The 20,943-nt window shown below is 57.4% G+C and carries 19 protein-coding genes; 13 read left to right on the top strand and 6 right to left on the bottom strand.

Going from position 1 to position 20,943, the window contains the following annotated elements:
• The gene (locus tag GOV89_RS03420) at positions 1–957 is read left to right on the top strand and encodes a site-specific tyrosine recombinase XerD (protein WP_171174448.1); all 957 of its coding nucleotides are present in this window, start codon (positions 1–3) and stop codon (positions 955–957) included.
• Positions 958–1,019: 62 nt separating this feature from the next.
• On the top strand, positions 1,020–2,327 hold the full coding sequence (locus GOV89_RS03415; protein ID WP_171174450.1) for an HlyC/CorC family transporter: 1,308 nt from the start codon (positions 1,020–1,022) through the stop codon (positions 2,325–2,327).
• 52 nt (positions 2,328–2,379) lie between these two features.
• Here GOV89_RS03415 and GOV89_RS03410 read toward each other — a convergent pair whose 3' ends face one another.
• Positions 2,380–3,948 carry an ABC transporter substrate-binding protein gene (locus GOV89_RS03410; RefSeq protein WP_171237468.1) on the bottom strand — a complete coding sequence of 523 codons (1,569 nt, stop codon included), beginning with the start codon at positions 3,946–3,948 and terminating at the stop codon, positions 2,380–2,382.
• A gap of 192 nt (positions 3,949–4,140) precedes the next feature.
• Between GOV89_RS03410 and GOV89_RS03405 the strand changes: the two genes are divergently transcribed.
• From GOV89_RS03405 to GOV89_RS03385, 5 genes are all read left to right on the top strand, one after another.
• The gene (locus tag GOV89_RS03405) at positions 4,141–6,558 is read left to right on the top strand and encodes an FAD-dependent oxidoreductase (RefSeq protein WP_171237467.1); all 2,418 of its coding nucleotides are present in this window, start codon (positions 4,141–4,143) and stop codon (positions 6,556–6,558) included.
• Between the two features lie 31 nt (positions 6,559–6,589).
• A complete protein-coding gene (locus tag GOV89_RS03400) occupies positions 6,590–7,192 on the top strand; it encodes an NTP transferase domain-containing protein (protein WP_171237466.1) in 603 nt (200 codons plus the stop codon).
• Positions 7,193–7,937: 745 nt separating this feature from the next.
• Positions 7,938–9,374 (top strand): Do family serine endopeptidase, encoded by a 1,437-nt coding sequence (locus GOV89_RS03395; protein WP_171237465.1) that lies wholly within the window; start codon positions 7,938–7,940, stop codon positions 9,372–9,374.
• A gap of 178 nt (positions 9,375–9,552) precedes the next feature.
• On the top strand, positions 9,553–10,233 hold the full coding sequence (locus GOV89_RS03390; protein WP_171237464.1) for a response regulator transcription factor: 681 nt from the start codon (positions 9,553–9,555) through the stop codon (positions 10,231–10,233).
• A 49-nt stretch (positions 10,234–10,282) separates the two neighbouring features.
• On the top strand, positions 10,283–11,596 hold the full coding sequence (locus GOV89_RS03385; protein WP_253286244.1) for a HAMP domain-containing sensor histidine kinase: 1,314 nt from the start codon (positions 10,283–10,285) through the stop codon (positions 11,594–11,596).
• Here the strand turns inward: GOV89_RS03385 and GOV89_RS03380 are convergent.
• From GOV89_RS03380 to GOV89_RS03370, 3 genes are read right to left on the bottom strand one after another with little or no spacing between them, the layout of a single operon-like run.
• Positions 11,593–12,060: a CYTH domain-containing protein gene (locus GOV89_RS03380; RefSeq protein WP_171174464.1), complete on the bottom strand. Its 468-nt coding sequence runs from the start codon at positions 12,058–12,060 to the stop codon at positions 11,593–11,595. The genes GOV89_RS03385 and GOV89_RS03380 overlap by 4 nt on opposite strands.
• Positions 12,057–12,812 carry a ParA family protein gene (locus GOV89_RS03375; RefSeq protein WP_171174466.1) on the bottom strand — a complete coding sequence of 252 codons (756 nt, stop codon included), beginning with the start codon at positions 12,810–12,812 and terminating at the stop codon, positions 12,057–12,059. Before GOV89_RS03375 ends, GOV89_RS03380 begins: the two co-directional genes overlap by 4 nt.
• A 3-nt stretch (positions 12,813–12,815) precedes the next feature.
• The gene (locus tag GOV89_RS03370) at positions 12,816–14,336 is read right to left on the bottom strand and encodes a CHAD domain-containing protein (protein WP_171237462.1); all 1,521 of its coding nucleotides are present in this window, start codon (positions 14,334–14,336) and stop codon (positions 12,816–12,818) included.
• A gap of 167 nt (positions 14,337–14,503) precedes the next feature.
• On the opposite strand from GOV89_RS03370, the gene GOV89_RS03365 reads away from it, so the two are divergent.
• Entirely contained in the window at positions 14,504–14,851 is a 348-nt protein-coding gene (locus GOV89_RS03365; protein WP_171174470.1) for a TfoX/Sxy family protein, read from the top strand.
• Positions 14,852–14,905: 54 nt separating this feature from the next.
• Here GOV89_RS03365 and ndk read toward each other — a convergent pair whose 3' ends face one another.
• Positions 14,906–15,328: a nucleoside-diphosphate kinase gene (gene ndk / locus GOV89_RS03360; RefSeq protein ID WP_155143779.1), complete on the bottom strand. Its 423-nt coding sequence runs from the start codon at positions 15,326–15,328 to the stop codon at positions 14,906–14,908.
• Between the two features lie 115 nt (positions 15,329–15,443).
• Entirely contained in the window at positions 15,444–16,646 is a 1,203-nt protein-coding gene (locus GOV89_RS03355; RefSeq protein ID WP_171237461.1) for a multidrug effflux MFS transporter, read from the bottom strand.
• A gap of 107 nt (positions 16,647–16,753) precedes the next feature.
• Here GOV89_RS03355 and GOV89_RS03350 point away from each other — a divergent pair, with 107 nt between their 5' ends.
• The 5 genes from GOV89_RS03350 to GOV89_RS03330 are packed head-to-tail and all read left to right on the top strand — an operon-like array spanning position 16,754 to position 20,913.
• On the top strand, positions 16,754–18,604 hold the full coding sequence (locus GOV89_RS03350; protein ID WP_171237460.1) for an ABC-F family ATP-binding cassette domain-containing protein: 1,851 nt from the start codon (positions 16,754–16,756) through the stop codon (positions 18,602–18,604).
• On the top strand, positions 18,601–18,990 hold the full coding sequence (locus GOV89_RS03345) for an ACT domain-containing protein (RefSeq protein WP_171237459.1): 390 nt from the start codon (positions 18,601–18,603) through the stop codon (positions 18,988–18,990). Before GOV89_RS03350 ends, GOV89_RS03345 begins: the two co-directional genes overlap by 4 nt.
• A gap of 1 nt (position 18,991) precedes the next feature.
• On the top strand, positions 18,992–19,609 hold the full coding sequence (locus tag GOV89_RS03340; RefSeq protein WP_171174478.1) for a MarC family protein: 618 nt from the start codon (positions 18,992–18,994) through the stop codon (positions 19,607–19,609).
• Between the two features lie 42 nt (positions 19,610–19,651).
• A complete protein-coding gene (locus GOV89_RS03335; protein WP_171234118.1) occupies positions 19,652–20,233 on the top strand; it encodes a TIGR02281 family clan AA aspartic protease in 582 nt (193 codons plus the stop codon).
• Between the two features lie 59 nt (positions 20,234–20,292).
• On the top strand, positions 20,293–20,913 hold the full coding sequence (locus GOV89_RS03330) for an ImuA family protein (RefSeq protein WP_171237458.1): 621 nt from the start codon (positions 20,293–20,295) through the stop codon (positions 20,911–20,913).
• The last annotated feature ends 30 nt before the right edge of the window (positions 20,914–20,943 follow it).

The raw sequence follows: 20,943 nt of genomic DNA, 5'->3' as shown, positions 1-20,943 counted from the left end.
ATGGGCGGCCCAGCATCCAACGAGCTATGGATCTCAACCTTCCTGCAAGCGCAGGCGGCTGAACTTGGCGCGGCGACAAACACGTTGCTGGCTTATGGGCGTGATCTGAAAGATCTTGCCGCGTGGCTGGAGCACCGAGCCACAGGGTTTGAACAGGCCGACCGCGACCAAATCGAAGCCTACCTAATCGACTGCGATGCGCAGGGCTTGTCCCGTTCCACCCGAGCGCGACGTCTTTCGGCAATCAAACAACTCTATCGATTTGCCTTCGAGGAAGGTTGGCACGATGTGAACCCGGCCATTCAGATCAAAGGTCCCGGGCGACAGAAACGTCTTCCCAAAACTTTGGGTGTGCCCGAGGTGGACCGCCTTCTTGAAGCAGCGCGCCAAACCGGACGCACCCAGTCGGACCGGTTGCGTAACACTTGCCTGATGGAACTGCTTTACGCCACGGGAATGCGCGTGACCGAACTTGTGTCCCTGCCCGTTTCCTCGGCGCGCGGCGATCCGCGTATGCTGCTGGTGCTGGGCAAAGGTGGCAAGGAACGCATGGTGCCATTGTCCCCACCTGCGCGGAATGCATTGGCCGATTGGCTGACCGAACGGGATGAAGCCGAAGAGCAGACCGTTGAGAAAGGTGGCCAAAGGTCCCGCTTTTTGTTCCCGTCGCGCGGGAAATCGGGCCATCTGACGCGACACAGGTTCTTTCTGCTGGTCAAGGAACTGGCCGTGCACGGTGGTGTTTCACCCGAAAAGGTTACGCCGCACACGTTGCGACATGCCTTTGCCACGCATCTTCTGGCAAATGGCGCTGATCTGCGTTCGATCCAGACCCTGTTGGGTCACGCCGACGTCGCAACAACCGAGATTTACACCCATGTTCTGGACGAACGTCTGGCGGAACTGGTGTTGCAGCATCACCCGCTGAGCAAAGACCCCAAGAAAGACGAGGGCTAAGCCCTTGATCCGGCGGGGTCGCATCCCCATAACGGATGCAGAACTCTAGCTCTCAAGGACCTATGGAACCCTCACCTTCTCTGATCGACAGCACTTTCTGGTTTACCTCTGGTGCTATCCTCCTTTTGCTCGTCTTGTCCGGCTTCTTTTCTGGCTCGGAAACAGCGCTTACGGCCTCTTCTCGCGGAAAACTCAGGGCGCAGGCCGACAAAGGATCACGCGGGGCAAAAAAGGCGCTCGAGATCACCGATGACAACGAACGTCTGATCGGATCGGTTCTACTGGGCAATAACCTGGTCAACATTTTGGCGGCGTCGCTGGCGACGGCGTTGTTCACACGCTTGTTCGGCGAAAGCGGCGTGGCCTTGGCGACACTGGTGATGACATTGCTGGTTTTGATCTTTGCCGAAGTGCTGCCGAAGACCTACGCCATCACCAATTCTGAAAAAGCTGCTTCTGCGGTTGCACCAATCATCAGCGTGGTTGTGACGGTGTTTTCGCCCATCGTTGCCGCTGTGCGATTGCTGGTGCGCGGTGTCTTGCGCCTGTTTGGGGTGCAGATCGACCCCGACAGCAACATTCTGGCTGTTCGTGAAGAAATTGCCGGCGCCCTGCAACTGGGCCATTCCGAAGGCGTGGTAGAAAAGGAAGACCGCGACCGTATTCTGGGCGCACTGGATTTGGGTGACCGCGCGGTGGAAGAGATCATGTTGCACCGCTCGAATATCGAGATGATTGACGCCGACGCCGCGCCCGAAGCGATCCTTAAGCAATGTCTGGAAAGCCCGCATACGCGCCTTCCCGTCTTTCGGGATGAGCCGGAAAACATTGTGGGTGTTGTGCATGCCAAAGACCTTTTCCGAGCGATGTATGCGCAAGCCGGTGGCAGCGATGGCGGCACTGACCGTCTGGCCAGCTTTGATATCGGTAAAGTTGCCAATGACCCCTATTTCGTGCCGGAAACCACCACTCTGGACGACCAGATGCGTGAATTCCTGCGGATGCACAGCCATTTTGCACTGGTGGTCGACGAATACGGATCTTTGCGCGGACTGATCACGCTGGAAGACATTCTGGAAGAGATCGTAGGCGAAATCGCAGACGAATTTGACATTGATGAAGAAGTGCCTGTCACCCGCACCGAAGACGGGCAGTACCTTGTCGAAGGCGCAATGACCATCCGTGATGCCAACCGGGCGCTGGACTGGTCACTGCCGGATGAAGAGGCCAATACACTTGCTGGGCTGGTCATACACGAAGCACAAATGATCCCCGTCGTGGGTCAGGTGTTTTCGTTCCACGGGTTCCGCTTCGAAGTGACCGATCGCGAAGGCAATCGTATCACCGCTTTGAAAGTCCGCCCGCTGTAAGGCGTCGCGAAAACCGGTGCCCAAAATCAGGGCACCGGTCGCAATCTCTACCTCAGGCGAACCAGGTACGGCTGGCGACATAGCCGTCCATAAGGTCGCCATTGGCGTGCGCGCCCCAGCCGGTCACCTTATCCGAGTAGCCATCGATGAACTGGTTGAACATCGGGTTGATCAGACCACCTTCTTCCCAGACGATCCGGGCCATCTGACCATAGAGCTCTTTGCGCTTGGTCTCGTCCAACTCGGAACGCGCCTTCAAGAGCAACGCGTCGAACTGTTCGTTTTTGAAACGCGTATCGTTCCAGTCGGCAGTGGAAAGATAACCAACCGACCACATCTGATCCTGCACCGGGCGACCACCCCAATAGGACGCGCAGAACGGCTTGTTGTTCCACACTTCGGACCAGTACCCATCTGCGGGCTCACGCTGAATCTCCAGCGGGATGCCCGCCTCTTGCGCTGACAGTTGGAACAGTTGCGCGGCGTCTACGGCGCCCGCAAAGGCGGCATCCGAAACATGCAACACGATGGGCGAGCCATCATGGCCCGACGCTTTGTAGTGCTCGGAAGCCTTGGCCAGATCAAAAGCGCGCTGTTCCATCGTATCATCGAACAAAGGATAGGCTTCATTGATCGGTATATCGTTCCCGGCCGAGCCGTAGCCGCGCAGCACATTCTCGACCATCTGTTCGCGATTGATCGCGTATTTCAGCGCCAGACGCAGGTCTTTGTTGTCGAACGGAGCGGTGTCGCAATGCATAACAAAGATGTAGTGCCCGCGGCCCGATGTGGCGTTGATGTTGATGCCAGGCGCGCGCCCGAACAGTTTCGCGGTCCGTGGTGGGACGATGTTCATCGCGTGAACCTGACCTGACTGCAAAGCCGCCGAACGAGCGGTGTCATCATTCAGAACCAGAATCTCGTGGCTGTCATAATGGCCGACGCTGTCATCCCAGTGGTTGGCGAATTTTTCGAACCCATAGCGTACGCCCGGTTCGTCCGCGACGACCTTGTATGCCCCGGTCGAAATGCCTTCGGCCGGATTGTCCATGCCGCCACCCGGTTGCATGACCAGGTGGTAATCCGACATCAGATACGGCAGGTCCGCATTTGGGGTGGTTAAGGTGACGACCACATAGTCACCGTCGACCCGGATATCCTCGATCCCACGCATGATCCCTAACGCACCGGATTGAGCATCCTCGTTCGAGTGACGCGCCAACGTCTGTTGAACATCCTCTGGCGTCAAGGTCTTTCCATTGTGGAACTCTACTCCCTTGCGAATGCGGAAAGTCCAAACCTTGCCATCCCCGGACGCTTCCCAGCTTTCAGCAATGCTGGGGGCAATGTCGCCATCTGCGGTGACAATCGTCAAAGTGTTACCAAAGGCGCGCAAAGCCTTCGCAGTCACGTGCGACGTCGACAGGGCCGGGTCCAGAGTGTTGGTGCTTTCTCCTCCTTTCAGACCCAGAACAAAGTGCCCCCCTTTCTTGGGCGTATCCGCCAGCCCGGATTCAGCCCAAATGGTGCTGGCTACAGCCGCGCTCAGGCCCAGGGCCGCAGATTTCGCCATGAACTCACGGCGGCTCAACGCTTGGGGGTTGAGTTCGAATTTACTCATTTCATTTCCTAACTGAGAGTCTCACGAAGGTGCAGTCGCAGCGCCTTTAGATTGATTCTGTAACGGGCGCGTGACCGACCTTGGGTGCGTTTATCCAGCCTTGCGAATGACTTCCACGACAAGTTTTGTCGCGTTTGGCATTGCGCTCAGTAGCGCCCTGCGCACACTGGCGGAAATCAATCGGAGGTCTTTATGAAACTGCAAACCCGCGTGGTGGTCATTGGCGGCGGTGTCGTCGGTTGTTCAGTCCTGTATCACCTGACCAAGCTGGGCTGGTCGGATGTCATGCTGCTGGAACGCTCCGAGTTAACCAGCGGATCGACCTGGCACGCGGCGGGCGGGTTTCACACCCTCAACGGCGACACCAATATGGCCGCGCTGCAGGGCTATACCATCCGACTGTATAAAGAGCTGGAAGAAATCACAGGCATGTCCTGCGGGTTGCACCACGTCGGCGGCGTGACCCTGGCCGACAATCAGGACCGTTTTGACATGCTGCTGGCCGAGCGCGCCAAGCACCGTTTCATGGGGTTGGAAACAGAAATCGTCGGGCCGGACGAGATCAAAAATATCGCCCCGATCACCAATACCGATGGCATCATCGGCGCGCTCTACGACCCTCTCGATGGGCATCTTGACCCCTCGGGCACCACACATGCCTACGCCAAGGCGGCGCGGATGGGTGGGGCCACGATCGAAACCCATTGCATGGTGCGAGAAACCAACCAGCGCCCGGATGGCACATGGGATGTGGTGACCGACAAGGGGACGATTCACACGGAGCATGTGGTCAATGCAGGCGGTCTCTGGGCGCGCGAGGTGGGCGCGATGGCGGGTATCTACTTCCCTCTGCACCCGATGGAACACCAATATCTTGTCACGGACTCGATCCCTCAGATCGAGGCGATCATCGACGCCGGTGGCGAGCATCCCCATGTGATGGACCCGGCGGGCGAAAGCTATCTCCGGCAGGAAGGGCGCGGCCTTTGCATCGGGTTTTACGAGCAACCCTGTAAACCCTGGGCCGTCGATGGAACACCTTGGGAGTTCGGCCATGAACTGCTGCCTGATGACTATGACAAGATCACCGACAGCATCGAATTTGCCTACAAACGTTTCCCAGTTCTCGCCGAAGCTGGTGTGAAGTCTGTAATCCACGGGCCGTTCACCTTCGCACCCGACGGAAACCCCCTGGTCGGGCCGGTTCCCGGAATGCGCAACTACTGGTCGGCTTGTGGCGTGATGGCCGGGTTCAGCCAGGGCGGCGGTGTTGGCCTGACGCTGGCGCAATGGATGATCGAAGGCGAGCCCGAACGCGACGTGTTTGCCATGGACGTGGCCCGGTTCGGCGACTGGATCAGCCCCGGTTATACCCGCCCCAAAGTGATCGAGAACTATCAGAAACGCTTCAGCGTCGCCTACCCGAACGAGGAACTGCCCGCAGCGCGTCCCAACCGCACAACGCCGATGTACGACATCTTCAGTGATCTGGGCGCGGTTTGGGGCCAGCAATACGGGCTCGAAGTCGCCAACTACTTTGCCCAAGGAGAGGAGCCGGGGTTCGAGACCCCATCGTTCCGACGGTCCGACGCGTTCGATGCGACAGGTCGCGAAGTGCGTGCCGTGCGCGAGAATGTTGGTATCAACGAAGTCCACAACTTTGGCAAATACCGGATCACCGGACCAGCGGCGCGGGATTGGCTGGACCGGATCATGGCTGGACGTATGCCAAAACCCGGCCGCCTGTCCCTGACACCGATGCTCTCGCCCAAAGGCAAATTGATCGGCGATTTCACCGTGTCGTGTCTGAGCGAAAACGAGTTTCGACTTACGGCCTCATACGGCAGCCAAGCGTTCCACATGCGCTGGTTCTTACAAAATGTGCAGGAAGGCGTATCCATCGAGAACATCAGCGACCGCTTGAACGGGTTTCAGATCGCAGGCCCCAAGGCAACACAGGTGCTGGCCGTCTGCACGCGTGACGATCTGAGTGATTTCCAGTTCCTCGATGTCCGCCGTATGACCGTTGGCATGACCGATTGTATCGTTCAACGTGTCAGCTATACCGGCGATCTCGGGTACGAGATTTACTGCGATCCGATAGCCCAGCGTCAACTCTGGTGGGCATTGTGGGAAGCCGGGCAAACACATGGCATGGTTCCCTTTGGGATGCGCGCGATGATGAGCCTGAGGTTGGACAAGTTTTTTGGCTCGTGGATGCGAGAGTTCTCGCCTGATTACACCGCTGCGGAAACCGGGTTGGACCGCTTCATCTCCTTCCGCAAGAACAGCGACTTTATCGGCCGCGCCGCCGCCGAGGCAGACCGCGCGGACGGAAGCGCCCGCACATTGGTTGCGTTTGAAGTCGATGCACAAGATGCAGACGTCAACGCCTATGAGCCGATCTGGCTGGACGGTTCGGTGGTTGGCTTCTGCACGTCGGGTGGCTTTTCTCACTTCGCGCAGAAATCCATTGCGATGGGGTTCTTGCCTTCTGAGCGTGTGTCAGACGGGCTTGAGGTCGAAATCGAAATCCTGGGGCAGATGCGTAAGGCCCGGGTGATCTCGACGCCCTTGTTCGATCCGGACGGGGCACGCATGAGGGGATGACACTGCGTTTAACCAGCGGCATGGTGGTTGCATGACAAATGTTCCCATCATACTGCTGGCCGCCGGTCAATCCAGCCGCATGGGCGGCGTGGACAAGTTGATGCAACCAATCGACGACACCCCGCTGCTGAAGCGATCCGCACGCACGGCGCGAGCTGTAGGTCCCGTATTAGTCGCCCTGCCCCCAAAACCGCATCCTCGATATGAGGCGCTAAAGGGTTTGGACGTTCTTCCGGTGCCGGTCGCTGAAGCCGCAGAGGGAATGAATGCAAGCTTACGGGCGGCGATGCGACATGTTCCGCCGGGTGCAGAAGCTGTCATGGTATTGCTCGCAGATCTGCCTAACCTGACTCAGGTCGATCTGCGCGCGGTTTTACAGGCACGCGATGCCCACCCGGAAAACCTCATCTGGCGTGGGGCCACTGCAAATGGCAAGCCGGGCCATCCAGTCGTCTTTGACCAATCGCTCTTTGATCAACTCTCGGGCCTACGGGGCGATGAAGGCGCGCAAAAGGTGGTCCAGGCACATGCACAAAAAGTGTACCTGCACCGCCTGCCCGACCGAAATGCGTTGCTGGACTTGGATACACCCCAAGACTGGGACGTTTGGAAAAAAAACCGTGCCCCGGAATAAACTCGGCCCGGTCTGTTAAGACCGGGCCGTTGCCCAAAACAGGACTACCACTTTTCTCAATCCCAAAAGTCCGGCCAGTGCGCCGTCAAAGCACGCTGACTAAATAGCCGCCAAACCTAAACAAGACCCCCTCGTTAACACGCCGCTAAAACTCTCGGTGATCGAGTGAACCAGCAGCGCCCCCTAGCGCTTTTGGCTCCCCCTCACTTGGGCATGTTCATCCTCACTGATCTGATCGTTCAAAACAATGTAAAATTGGAGGGAATGGTTAACTTGGCTCAACTCTGAATGGTTTTTGGGCAACAACGCCATTTACGACGATCAACCCTAGGGCGATTTCAAATTTATGCACAAGATAACGATTCGAGATTATGCGCAAACTTATTCGCGATTTCACCTCGCACACGTTACATTTTTGGTGTCAAGGCCGACCAGCAGCCTTCAAACACACAACCATTGAGGGAGCAGCTATTTTCCCCATCCTGCTGACCAATCATTGTCAACAAAACAAAAATAATTCAACGGTTTTGAGAGTTTGACGTCGATTTCAGCAACAATCCTCCGATTCGCACGACTCCGACCCGTCAATTTCGACGAATCCAGTCTGACGTCGACCGTCACAGAACATCGCCTTTGTGGCGAAATTAAGATTTCTTCACGTATCCCTCAGGAAAGACCAATCCTGGTGCTGCATCTCTTGCTTTAACGCGCAGTCGAATCTGCGCGACACATACAGGAGACAGAAATGAGCATCCGCAAATCATCGCTTTTACTTCCCCGAACCTCCAACTGGATGGGCATCAGCGCCCTAGGGGCCGCGCTGTTGGCGACAACAGCCATTCCGTCCGTGGCGGACGAGGCACTGGCTGATCTGGTTGAAACCGTTTCCCCTTCGGTGGTGACCGTCATCGCGGAGCAGGACAATGTACCTAGCGCAGCGCCTGGGCAAAACTTCGACTTTGACGGGCACCCGTTTGGCGAGTTCTTCAAGCGATTTGGTGCGCCCGAAGGTTTCAATGCACCCCAGCGCGGTCCGGCACAGGGCTTGGGCTCGGGCTTTGTGCTGGATGAGGCGGGATATATCGTCACCAATCATCATGTCGTAGACAACGCCTCTACCGTTACCGTTCGGCTGAGTGATGATCGCAGCTATGAAGCCGAGGTGGTCGGCACCGACCCGCTGACCGACATCGCCGTTTTGAAAATCGACCCGGACACCGCGCTTCAGGCCGTTGAACTGGGCGACAGCGATGTCATCCGTGTCGGCGAAGACGTCGTGGCCATCGGCAATCCCTTTGGCCTCAGCTCCACAGTGACCACCGGCATCGTCTCGGCAAAAGGTCGCAACATCTCTGAAGGCCCCTATGCAGAGTTCATTCAAACCGATGCTGCGATCAACAAGGGCAACTCGGGCGGCCCCCTGTTCAATATGGAAGGCGAAGTTATTGGCGTGAATTCAGCCATTTATTCGCCCAGCGGTGGATCCGTTGGATTGGGCTTTGCCGTGACTTCGAATATCGTCCAGCATATCGCAGCCGACCTGCGTGACGATGGCCAGGTCAGCCGTGGCTGGTTGGGCGTTTCGATCCAAAACGTCAGCCCACAACTTGCTGCCGCTTTGGGTATCGATGCCTCCTCTGGCGCGCTGGTGTCCGATGTTGTTTCCGACAGCCCGGCGGATGGTGTTCTGAAGCAAGGCGATGTGATCCTGACGTTCAACGATGAAGCCGTAGACTCAAGCAGTGACCTGCCCATTCTCGTCGGCACGACCAAAGTTGGCACGGACAGCACTCTGACGGTTTTGCGTGATGGTAAGCAGGAAACGCTGACTCTGACAGTCGGTCAGCATCAGGCGGCGTCTGCCCAACCTGATACACCGGTCGAGGCTGAGGTTGCAGGTACGACACTGGGTGTCACTGTAGCCCCGCTGACTGAAACGGTCCGTGCCGAGACGGGCATTCCCGAGACTGTCGACGGTGTTGTCGTCACGGATCTGAAACCCGATAGCCCCGCCGCAAAGGCCGGTCTGCAGCGTGGTGACGTGATCGTCAAACTGGGTAACCAAGAGACGTTCACACCCGATGCTTTGAAGGCGGCGCTGGACAGCGAAAAGACCGATCCGGCTCTGGTGCTGATCAATCGCGGCGGTAGTCAGATCTTCGTCGCAGTCGAACTCGCCTGATCAGGAAACCGGGCGCGCCGCTTGATGGGGATTTTCGGCGCGCCTCACCCGGCAGATCAGAATTGTCCACTGTCTGCCGGGCTTGCCGGGTGCGTGCCCAGAACCCGGCAAGATCCCCCGAATTCCATGTGCATCACCTGAATATTGTGTTTAAATCCCGATAGAAAGGAGCCAGACCATGAGCCGCCGCCTGTTGATCGTGGAAGATGACGCTGACACCAGGGACTTCATCGCCAAAGGGTTCGGCGAAGAAGGCTATGTGGTCGAAACCGCCGCAGATGGGCGCGAAGGGTTGTATCACGCCACAGATGGCGGGTTTGACGCCATTGTACTGGACCGGATGCTGCCGGGCTTGGATGGGCTGTCCTTGATCAAGTCACTGCGGGCAGCCGGTTTGAAAACACCCGTCCTGATGCTGACAGCCATGAGCGCGGTGGATGAACGGGTCAAGGGCCTGCGCTCGGGCGCAGACGATTACCTGGTCAAACCGTTTTCCTTTCAGGAGTTGCACGCCCGCATCGAGGCTCTGCTGCGTCGTCCTCAGGAATCCGAAGAAACACCGACACTCACCTGCAAAGACCTTGAGATGGATCTGTTGACCCGCAAGGTTACTCGCGCCGGGCACGAGATCACCCTCACCCCGCGCGAGTTCCAGATCCTCGAATATTTTCTGCGCCGTAAGAACCGTGTGGTGTCGCGCACCATGCTGCTTGAAGGCGTTTGGGATTATCACTTCGATCCAAACACAAATGTTGTCGACGTCCATATCTCAAAGCTGCGGCGGCAGTTGGATGAAGGCGGCGATGCCCCCCTGATTGAAACCGTTCGCGGCGCGGGTTACATGATGTCCGATGGATAACCTTCGGCTTTCCCTAAACAATTCCAGAACACGGCTGGTCGCGACCAGCATGTTTCTCAGCACCTTTCTGACTGCGTCGGTACTGGCCGTGGTGTACGTCACCGCAAACCGAAGCATTGAAGCCGAGACACGCTCGGTCGTCTCGGCCGAGCTGACCGGGTTGGCGGATGAATATGAACGGCGAGGTCTGCTTGGGCTGATCACCGCAATCGAACGTCGCCTGCCAAGCGCCTCTGAACGCGACGCGCTTTACCTGTTGACCGACCGGCTTGGGGTCAAGCTGGTGGGCAACCTGAAATCCTGGCCTGTCAATGTTGCAGCAGGCAGTGGTTGGGTCGATCTGGAGCTTCGCCGCGCCGACAATGACCAGCTTGTCCCGGTGTCTGCTGCATCGATCCGCCTGCCCGGCGGAGAGCGTCTTCTGGTTGGGCGCGACGCCGCCACGCGTCAGCAGTTTGACCGCGTCTTGTTCCGATCCGTTGCACTGGCGCTGGGGATTGCCTTTGTACTGAGCGTGATTACCGGCTGGCTGTTTACACGCCTGGTCTTTGCACGCCTCTCGGACATAGCTAGCACAGCAGAAAACATCGTATCAGGCGATCTATCCAAAAGAATGCCCCTGCGCGGAACCGGCGACGAATTCGACCAGGTCTCGCGCACTTTGAACAACATGCTGGATCGGATTGAGGAATTAATCAGCAACCTGCGCACCACGTCGAATTCCATAGCGCATGACCTGCGATCTCCGCTCTCGCGCCTGCGCCAGCGTGTCGAAGCCCTGTCAGAGCCGGGAAAAACCGATCTGGACCGAGAAGTCGATGTCGCCCGCGCTACGGCAGAAATTGACCACGTGCTGCGCGTGCTGGCACAGCTGACCGAGATTTCGCGCGCCGAAGCCGGGCTTGGGCGCGAACAGTTTGAAACCATCGACTTGCAGCACCTCGTCGGCGATGTTGTCGAACTTTACGACCCGGTGGCTGCCGATCAGGGCATAACACTCGAGGTGACTGGCTCAGCCCCCCCAATCGAAGGGCACCGCCCTCTATTGTCACAGGCCCTGTCCAACCTGCTTGAAAACGCGATGCGATATGCGCCTGCGGAGTCGACCATCACGATTTCGCTGGATACCGAAAACGGTTTTGCATGTCTGCACGTGCGCGACCAAGGCCCGGGCGTCCCACCTGAAGAACTGGATCGCCTGCAACTGCCTTTCGTAACGCTTGACCCTGCGCGTACGGAGCGAAACGCCGGGCTGGGTCTGGCATTGGTCGCAGCGATTTCGCATATGCATGGCGGAAGGTTTGCAGCCCAAAATTGTGATCCTGGGCTGAAGGCGACGATCTATCTGGCGCAGAATCCCTAAATCGGGATACCGTTTGTTGCCATCGTCTTGTTCTTAAAGCGTTTGTCTTCTGTTACATCCGCCCCGAACCAATCAGGTGGTACAAAAGCTTCGGCATCATCCTCCGAGTCGAATTCGACCTCAACCAGGCGTAACGGCGCCAGATCACCGGAAAAAATATCCAGCTCGAACATGAGCCCATCCGGCAAACGCCCGGTGTAACGCTCTTTCTCGACACGGCGGCCTTCTGTTTCGGGCCAGAAGGTTTCAAACTGTTCCGCTGTGATTTGTGCCTCGCGCTCAACACGGACCAGACCACCGCCGCCTTTCAGTGTCAGGAAAAACGCATCGTCCTTCTGCCTCAACCGCAACTCAGTCGAGTCGTCAGGCGCGGTCAAGTAACCCTGTCGCACAACGGATTTCTGCGCGTTGCTCAGGTCCGGCGCGGCTGCCACCAGAAACTTGCGCTCGATTTCTTTGCTCATTGGGTTGAAACCACTCCGTTTTCCAGTTCGTCGAACAGCGCCCGATAGGCCACACAGGCTGCACTGCGCCCGGCATAGGTGCTGACGGGCGCTCGATGCTGACCCATCTTTTCAATATCCGCAGCAAATGGAACCGCCGTTTGCAAAAACCGTTTAGGATATAGCTTGCGCATCGAGGCCATTGTCTCCTGATGTAAAACCTTTCGTTTCTGCACCATCGAAAAGAACGCACGCAACTTCTTCTTGCGCAGCTTGTGTTCGTCGAAAAAGCGTACCAATTGATCAAACGTTCGCTCGGACAGAGTCGTGGGGATGACGGGAACAACGATTTCATCTGCCGCCTTGAAGATGTTTTCAGACAGGGTGGAAAAGTTCGGCGGACAATCCAGAAGGACCACGTCATAATCGCTGCCGGCGGACACCAGCGCCTTTTTCAAGCGTGAGCGCTTGTTGCGCATTCGGGACAAGAAAACATCGAAATCGCGGAAGGTCAGATTTGCGGGCAACACGTCCAATCCTTCGAAATCGCTGGCCCGGATCGCTTTGGTAAACCGTTCCACGTCCTCGAAAAACCGCGCGTCCGTCAACTTTTTGGACGGCTTCACGCGAAAATAAAAACCCGACGCGCCCTGAGGGTCTAGATCACACAGCAAAACCTGCTTGCCTGCCTGTGCATATGCATGAGCCAGGTTCACCGAGGTCGCGGTTTTGCCGACACCGCCCTTGTTGCTGTAACAGGCAATGATCTTCATTCCTCACTCCTCTTTGTCGTGAAACAAACTGCGGAACAGATTTCGGGTTTCGGGGCTGTCAAAGTGTTGGAAACTGGCGATCACACGGCTGCGTTCGGATTTTTGGCGCTGATCCAGCACGGCAATCAATCCACCAACGGCCAGGCCAACCTGGGCGTCCACACGGCCCTGCGTGTTGCTTTGCTGAGAGACAAAGGTCAGCAAAGCCTCTTGCTGGACGGAATAGTCATTAAAAAGACCCAGATTATCCTGAAGCTTTTTCAAAGGCTTGAGGATCAATTTAAATCCCTTTGCGTCAAAGAGAGGTGCAAAGAATTCCATCAGATAGCGCAGTTTCTTACAGTCGATGCGCAGGTTATGAACCGTTTCGTCCGGGGTGTCATCGGTGATGCCGCGTGCGATTTTGCATACCTTGCGATAGCGTTTCCAGATCAGCGCGCAGGCATAGTCGTACGCGCCCCGATCCGCATTTGGCCCGGGTTGCAGTTGACCGATGCCGTCGAACGTTTCGATCAAATGCTTCATCGAGGTGGCATAGGCTTTGCTGCGCAATCTGCGAGACAAGCGCGACAATTCTTGCCCGCGCTCTGACTGGAACCGGTCAAACATCGCTTGCAAACCAAAATGAAGATGCTCTGGTATGAGATTGAAATACATATCTTTTTCCAAAAGATACACATCCAGATCACGCATGCGCCCGGTCGGTGCCATGAGGTCGGAAAACACCCGCTTAAGCTCGACGGTTTGATCTTCGGAAAAGACGCCTTTAAACAGGCTGATCACAGACCGGATCTTACGTAGCGAGACACGGTAATCGTGCAAAAACTCTGTATCAATATCGGCAACCATACCGCTTTCGTTTTGCCGGGCAACCATCAGATATGTGTGAATAATATCTGCTGCAACTTCGATGGACGGTTCCGCTCTTCCCAATTGGATATCGGGCTTGGCGCGATAGGTCTCCATGCCAGGAAACAACCCGGCATACAGCGCTTCAACATCCTTCGCGCAGTCTGGCAGATCGGCAAAGGCTGTACTGACCTTTTGATATGTCCGTTCGTACCCGCGCAACCTCTGAAGCCGGACAAGCGTGGCCTGCCCCGAGGTTGAAGTCATTGACCAGATCACCCCTCTGACCTGGGTCTTTTGCAATTCATCCAGCACAACAAAGTTTTTTTCTTCTAACTTACCGGCCCCAATCTGCATGAGGGCTCTGAGCTTTGGAAAATCACGCAACGCCGCCTGCACTTCACCGCTCGGCAGATCCTGAATGAACCGCCCCTTGCCTGAGCAGTTCTGGAACAATGGGCGCTGTTCCTTTTGCAGCAATTGCAACGCATCACCGATTTCGATCAGCATCCAACCCTTGGCCCGCAAAGATTGATCATGGCAATCCAGCAATGAAAAAGGTTTGGCCTCGCTGTCCTGTTCAACAACAACAGAGAACCCCGGCAAGGCGGCTTCAACAGCGGACGTGTCCATCACAGAGGGCAGAAAAAACAGGTCTTCAGACGCCCCGGGCATCCTCCTTGCGGTTGATCCACCTCTGGTCTTTTTGTGTTCTGACACTCGACCCTCCGCGATAGCATAGCCTTATGCAATCTCAAGCTTGGAAAAACTTCAAGACATTCCGCTTTGACCATGCGTAATCCCCGGGTGACAGGGGTCAGGGATAAACGTAAAACGAACGAATGAGCGACCCTGTTTCATCGATCCGAAACCTTGGCCCGGCTTTCGAACAAGCCTGCGCCCGTGCGGGTATTCACTCGGCTGAAGAATTGCGTGATCTCGGGCCGGATGAAGCCTATGCCCGCCTGCTCAAAGCAGGCACTAAGGCCCACTTCATCGGTTACTACGTGCTGGTGATGGGCTTGCAGGGCCGTCCGTGGAACGATTGCAAGGGTGAAGAAAAGAAGGCCCTGCGTCAACGCTTTGACGCCATAAAGTCAGGCAACAGTGCCGCGCCGGAAAATAAGATGATCGCCGATCTGGATGCCATTGGCGTGCGCGTTGCACCACAAGATCTAAAGCAAATCTGAACAAAAAAGGCCGCGCCAGTTGGAGCGGCCCAATGATTTGGCAGAAGCGTTGGCTTAGCCAACAAGTTCGATGCCCGAGAAGAAGTACGCGATCTCAACCGCTGCGGTTTCCGGAGCGTCCGAACCGTGGACCGAGTTTTCGCCAACCGATTCCGCGAACTCGGCGCGGATGGTGCCAGCGGCTGCGTCTGCGGGGTTGGTTGCGCCCATGACTTCGCGGTTCTTTGCAATGGCGCCTTCGCCTTCCAGAACCTGAACAACGACCGGAGCCGACGACATGAACTCGCACAGTTCGTCATAGAACGGACGCTCGGCGTGCACTTCGTAGAACTTGCCAGCTTGCTCTTTGGTCATGTGGATGCGCTTTTGCGCGACGATGCGCAGGCCGGCCTCTTCGAACTTGGCATTGATTTTGCCAGTCAGGTTGCGGCGGGTTGCATCGGGTTTGATGATCGAGAATGTGCGTTCCAGTGCCATATCGGCCTCTCCTTACAATGTGGCGCGGGGCCCGCGCCGAAATCCATCGCGCGCCGCGTATCACGGTCTTTGGCTTATGAAAAGTGTTATGATGGCCCGTTCGCCGCTTTGGGGTTCAGAATGTGTCAGGCAGCGGGTCGATCCAATCCAGACGACGAACATAAACTACGGCCAACAACCCGGCAAAGCTGCACGCCCACATCATGCCCAGAACCAGAAAGGGCCCGTTTTCAGGGCTGACAAATGCACCCGTCACCGAGGTCAGGATAGCCCCAAGCGCCACGATCATTGCCCCAGACAGCCCGGCTGCGCTGCCCGCCAACTTAGGGCGCACGGACATGATCCCTGCAGTGGCATTTGCATTGGTCAGGCCATTGCCGAATCCAACGCAGATGGCCGATCCGAAGAACACCCAGACTGACCCCAGGCCAGTGAGAAACAGAAGTAATCCAAGGAATGGCCCGGTCGAAGCCACAACCCGGCCGATCAGGATCATCGTGGTCAGGCGTGTCCGCGCCGCTATCCGACCGGTGACGAAGTTCCCGACCATGTACCCACCGGTTATGATGCCAATCCCAAGACCCAACATCGCCGGGCTTAGATCGAACCAGGCAGCCGCGACCAGAGGCGCGCCAGTGATAAAGCTATAGAATCCACCAATCGAAAACGACGCACACAAGGCGTAACCCCAAAACCTGCGGGCGCGAAACAGATCCGGATATTCGCGCAGTTGGGCAGTAAAGGTAGAAGAACGGTTCGTGTTGGTTTCGCCCATGTCAAACCACAGCAGAACCAGCACCCCTGCACCCAGCAACGTGTAAAGCACAAACCCCGAGCGCCAACCAAAAAGCACATCCAGCCCGCCGCCCAGCATCGGCCCAAGCATCGGCGCCAAAGCCATGGCCATCGTCACATAACCCAGTTTGCTGGCCGCCTCGTTCGGCGGATACTGGTCTCTGATTGATGCGCTGGACAGAACCGACCCGGCCACCACTGCGGCCTGCAAAAGACGGAACCCCAGGAACACCCAGATCGACTGGGCCAGTGTGCATCCGATTGAGGCGATGACGAAGAAGGTCATGCACATCAACAGTATCGGTCTGCGCCCGAAGCGATCAGACAGCGGCCCCATGATCAGTTGCAGCACGGCTGAAACCGCCAGATACCCGGCAACTGACAGGTTCATCAGGCCGTAATCCACGCCGAAATCTTCGCTCATGTGGGCCAGCGACGGCAGGAACAAGTTCAGCGACAGCACCGACAACGCAGTGGCAAAGATCAGCGTGATCAGATGAGGGGGCGTTTGGGCCGCGCGCATTGGAAAAACCGATCAGAAAAGCAAACGACACAGCGCTAACACATTGAATGAGGCTTGAACATGCCAAGCCGCTGGCGGCGGCATCACGCCTCTGCTAAGAGCGGCCCATGCTACGGATCGAAGACATCACCTATGCCGTTGAAGGCCGCCCTTTATTTGACGGCGCAAGCGCGACCATACCAGACGGGCACAAGGTTGGCCTTGTGGGCCGGAATGGTACCGGCAAGACCACTCTGTTCCGCCTGATCCGGGGGGAACTGGCGCTGGAGTCCGGCAATATCTTGGTCCCCAAACGCGCTCGGATTGGTGGTGTGGCGCAAGAGGTGCCCTCGTCTGGCGTCTCGTTGATCAACACGGTTCTTGCCGCTGATACAGAACGCAGCACCCTGATGGCCGAGGCTGAGACGGCGGATGACCCGGCCCGCATTGCCGAGATCCAGACCCGCCTTGCCGATATCGACGCTTGGTCCGCCGAGGCGCGCGCAGCCTCAATCCTCAAGGGGTTGGGTTTTGACGACGAAGACCAGTTGCGCCCGTGTTCCGATTTCTCGGGCGGCTGGCGGATGCGTGTCGCTTTGGCGGCGGTGTTGTTTTCGCAGCCCGATCTGCTGTTGCTGGACGAACCGACCAACTATCTGGACCTTGAAGGTGCTCTGTGGCTGGAAAGCTATTTGGCCAAATATCCGCACACGGTGATCATCATCAGCCACGACCGAGGGTTGTTGAACCGTGCTGTCGGCTCGATCCTGCATCTCGAGGACCGCAAGCTGACTTATTACGCGGTGCCTTATGACAAGTTCGCCGAACGACGCGCCGAACGTCTGGCGCAGGCGGAATCCGAGAACGCCAAGGCGAAGGCACGCATCGCGCATTTGCAAAGCTTTGTAGATCGCTTCCGCTATAAGGCGTCCAAGGCCGTTCAGGCCCAATCCCGCCTGAAGATGATCGAGCGCATTCAACTTGTCTCGACCCCGCAAGAGGCCGCCCTGCGCGCGTTTTCCTTCCCCGAACCCGAAGAACTGTCGCCGCCGATCATCCAGATCGAGGGCGGTGCGACAGGCTATGGCGAGACTGAGGTTCTGCGCCGCCTGAACCTGCGGATTGACCAGGATGACCGGATTGCCCTGTTGGGCAAGAACGGTCAGGGCAAATCAACCTTGTCCAAGCTTTTGTCTGACCGCCTGCCCCTGATGGCGGGCAAGATGAGCCGTTCCAACAAGCTGCGCATCGGCTATTTCGCACAGCATCAAGTGGATGAGCTTTATGTGGACGAAACGCCATTGGACCACCTGCGCCGTCTGCGTCCTGACGAAGCGCCGGGCAAGTGGCGCTCTCGGCTGGCTGGATTTGGACTGAACGCGGATCAGGCCGAAACCGAGGTTGGTCGTCTGTCCGGTGGCCAAAAAGCACGCCTTTCGCTGCTGATCGCCACGATTGATGCGCCGCATATGCTGATCCTGGATGAACCGACCAACCACCTCGATATCGAAAGCCGCGAGGCTCTGGTCGAAGCACTGACCGCCTATTCCGGTGCAGTCGTGTTAGTCAGCCACGACATGCACCTTCTAAGCCTTGTCGCGGACCGGCTTTGGTTGGTCTCGGACGGGACAGTCAAACCCTTCGACGGCGACCTTGAAGCGTACCGATCTTTGTTGTTGGCGCGGGACAAACCGGTCAAAGAAAAGCCGCAAGTCAGCAAGTCCAAACGCCCCTCGCGCGAGGCTATGCTGGCCTTACGGGCCGATTTGCGCAAATGCGAGGATCGGATCGAGAAGCTGACGGATATGCATGACAAGCTTTCGGCCAAACTGTCGGACCCGGCTTTGTATGAAGACGACAGGATCAACGATCTGGAAACCTGGAACCGCAAATTCGCGGAAGTGACCGAGGCGATGCAAAAGGCCGAAGCACTATGGGTTGCTGCGGCAGAACGGCTGGAACAGGCAGAAACAGCATGACAACACCGATCAAGGATACCAACGCTATGATTGCCGGTATGCATCCTGTTTTGCAGCCTGGTGAGTTTGCCTTTGTTGTCTGGTCAGAAAACGAAACCTGGCCAGAAGGCACGCGTGCGAGCTGTGTCGAGGCTGAGGGGTTGTCTCTCATCGTGCCAACCGCACAGGCGCCGCAGGATGCCGTCGCAATGCGTTGCATCACATTGCAGGTTCACTCTTCGCTGGAAGGTGTCGGTTTGACCGCAGCCGTATCCGACGCGCTGGCTCAGGCTGGCATTCCCGCAAACATGGTCGCTGGGTATCACCACGATCATGTCTATGTGCCATCAAACCTGTCGAAAGACGCCCTGAAAATCCTGCAGGCACTGCAACGGAGCAGCAACTAAAATGGACAGTGCATTCTTAATTACTGCGTTCACAACGCTCTTCGTTGTCCTGGACCCGCCTGCACAAACACCGATCTTTGTGGCGTTGACTCAGGGGATGGATTGGCACACGCGCCGATCCATTGCGATCCGGGCGTGCCTGACGGCAGGCTTCATTCTGGCTTTGTTTGCCGCTTTCGGTGAAGCTCTTCTAGGATTTGTCGGCATCTCGATGGAGGCGTTTCGCGTTGCGGGGGGCGTTCTGCTGTTCCTGACCGCGCTCGACATGCTGTTTGAGCGCCGCACCAAACGCCGTGAAAGCAGCGCCGAAGAAGAGGAGCACCCGGACCCATCAGTCTTCCCACTGGGCATTCCGCTGATCGCTGGCCCCGGCTCGATTGCAACGATGATCCTGCTTGCGGGCCAGCAGCCCGGCATTCAGGGTCTTGCCGTTGTTATTGGCGTCATGCTGGTCGTTCTGGCGATGGTATTCGTGATGTATCTGACATCCGGCGCAGTGGCGCGCGTTCTGGGCAAGACCGGGCTGAACGTTCTGACCCGGCTGTTGGGGATGTTGCTGGCGGCGCTTTCGGTACAGTTCATTCTGGATGGCCTCAAAGCCTTTGGTTTTGCCGCATAAACCCCCATATACCGTAGTACTGACCGAAGTGGGGATACCCGAATGGAAGACGTCAACATAGGACAACTGGTCTATCTGGTCGTGCTTGGCCTGGCGGTTGCTTTCTGGTTCGTCTCGCAAAACCGCCAGTCCCTGAACAAGACGTTGCAGCAGGTAATGGCCTGGGTGTTCATCTTTGTCGGAGTCATTGCCGTCATCGGCCTGTGGGAGGATATCCGGTCCTCGGTTGGCCCCGCCCCGCAGATGACCGTTTCGGGCGAGACGATTGAGGTGCCCCGCGCCTATGATGGCCATTATTACCTACCCGTTTTGGTGAATGGTGAGCCGATCAACTTTCTTGTCGACACCGGTGCCAGCCAGATTGTTCTGAGCGCGCAGGATGCGGAACGTGCAGGTATCGATCCTGATCAACTGAATTATTTCGGGCGCGCCCTGACTGCCAATGGCGAGGTGCGCACCGCTCCGATCCGGCTGGAAACCCTGACGGTTGGCCCCATCACCGATCAAAACGTTTCGGCCTGGGTCAATGAGGGTGAGCTGCACAAATCCCTGCTGGGGATGGATTACCTGCATCGGTTTTCGAACATCCAGTTCGCAGACGGGCGCATGATCCTGTCACGCTGACCTCTTCAGGGCTGCATTCGATCATTGAGAACAAAATAAGAACATGCTAATCTGCACGCATGTCTGCCCAGCTTCTCGATCACAAACCCGCGCGTGCTGCTCCGGGATTGAACCTGCATAATCAGATCACCCTGCAACTGGGCCGCGTGCACGAGGCATGCGGCCCCGCCCGGCGCAGCTTTGCTATGTGGCTGGCTGGCCAGGCGCAGGGGCCCGTACTGTGGATCTCTCCCGCGTGGGAGCCCGGCCAGCTGAACCCGGACGGGATGATGCCCTTTGCCGATCCGGCCCGGTTCATCTTTGTCCACCCCACCCGCGCCGAAGATCTGTTGTGGTGCATGGAAGAGGCGCTGCGCAGCGGGGCGATCCCGTTGATCATCGGCGACCTGCCGGGCGCGCCGGTTCTGACACCGGTGCGCCGGATGCATCTGGCCGCCGAACAGGGCGGCACGATGGGGCGGGCTCCGCTTGGCCTGCTGCTGACACCCGGTGACGGTGGCGCGCAAGGGGTCGAGACACGCTGGCACATGGCTGCCGCCCATCAGGGCGAAGCCCGGTGCTGGACCCTGACCCGCCGCCGGGCCCGCGCCCTGCCCCCGGTCACATGGCAGGCCACCATGACTGCGGCCCGCGCCGGTTTACACCTGAAGCGCACCGAAACAGAAGACGCTGTGACGTGAACACAAATAGCTCACGCAAGATGTGACTGG

Origin of the sequence: Ruegeria sp. HKCCA5763 (assembly GCF_013034545.1) — a bacterium.
Lineage (GTDB): Bacteria > Pseudomonadota > Alphaproteobacteria > Rhodobacterales > Rhodobacteraceae > Ruegeria.
The sequence above is the reverse complement of the archived record's forward strand: the minus strand, read 5'-3'. Positions and strand labels throughout refer to the sequence as shown.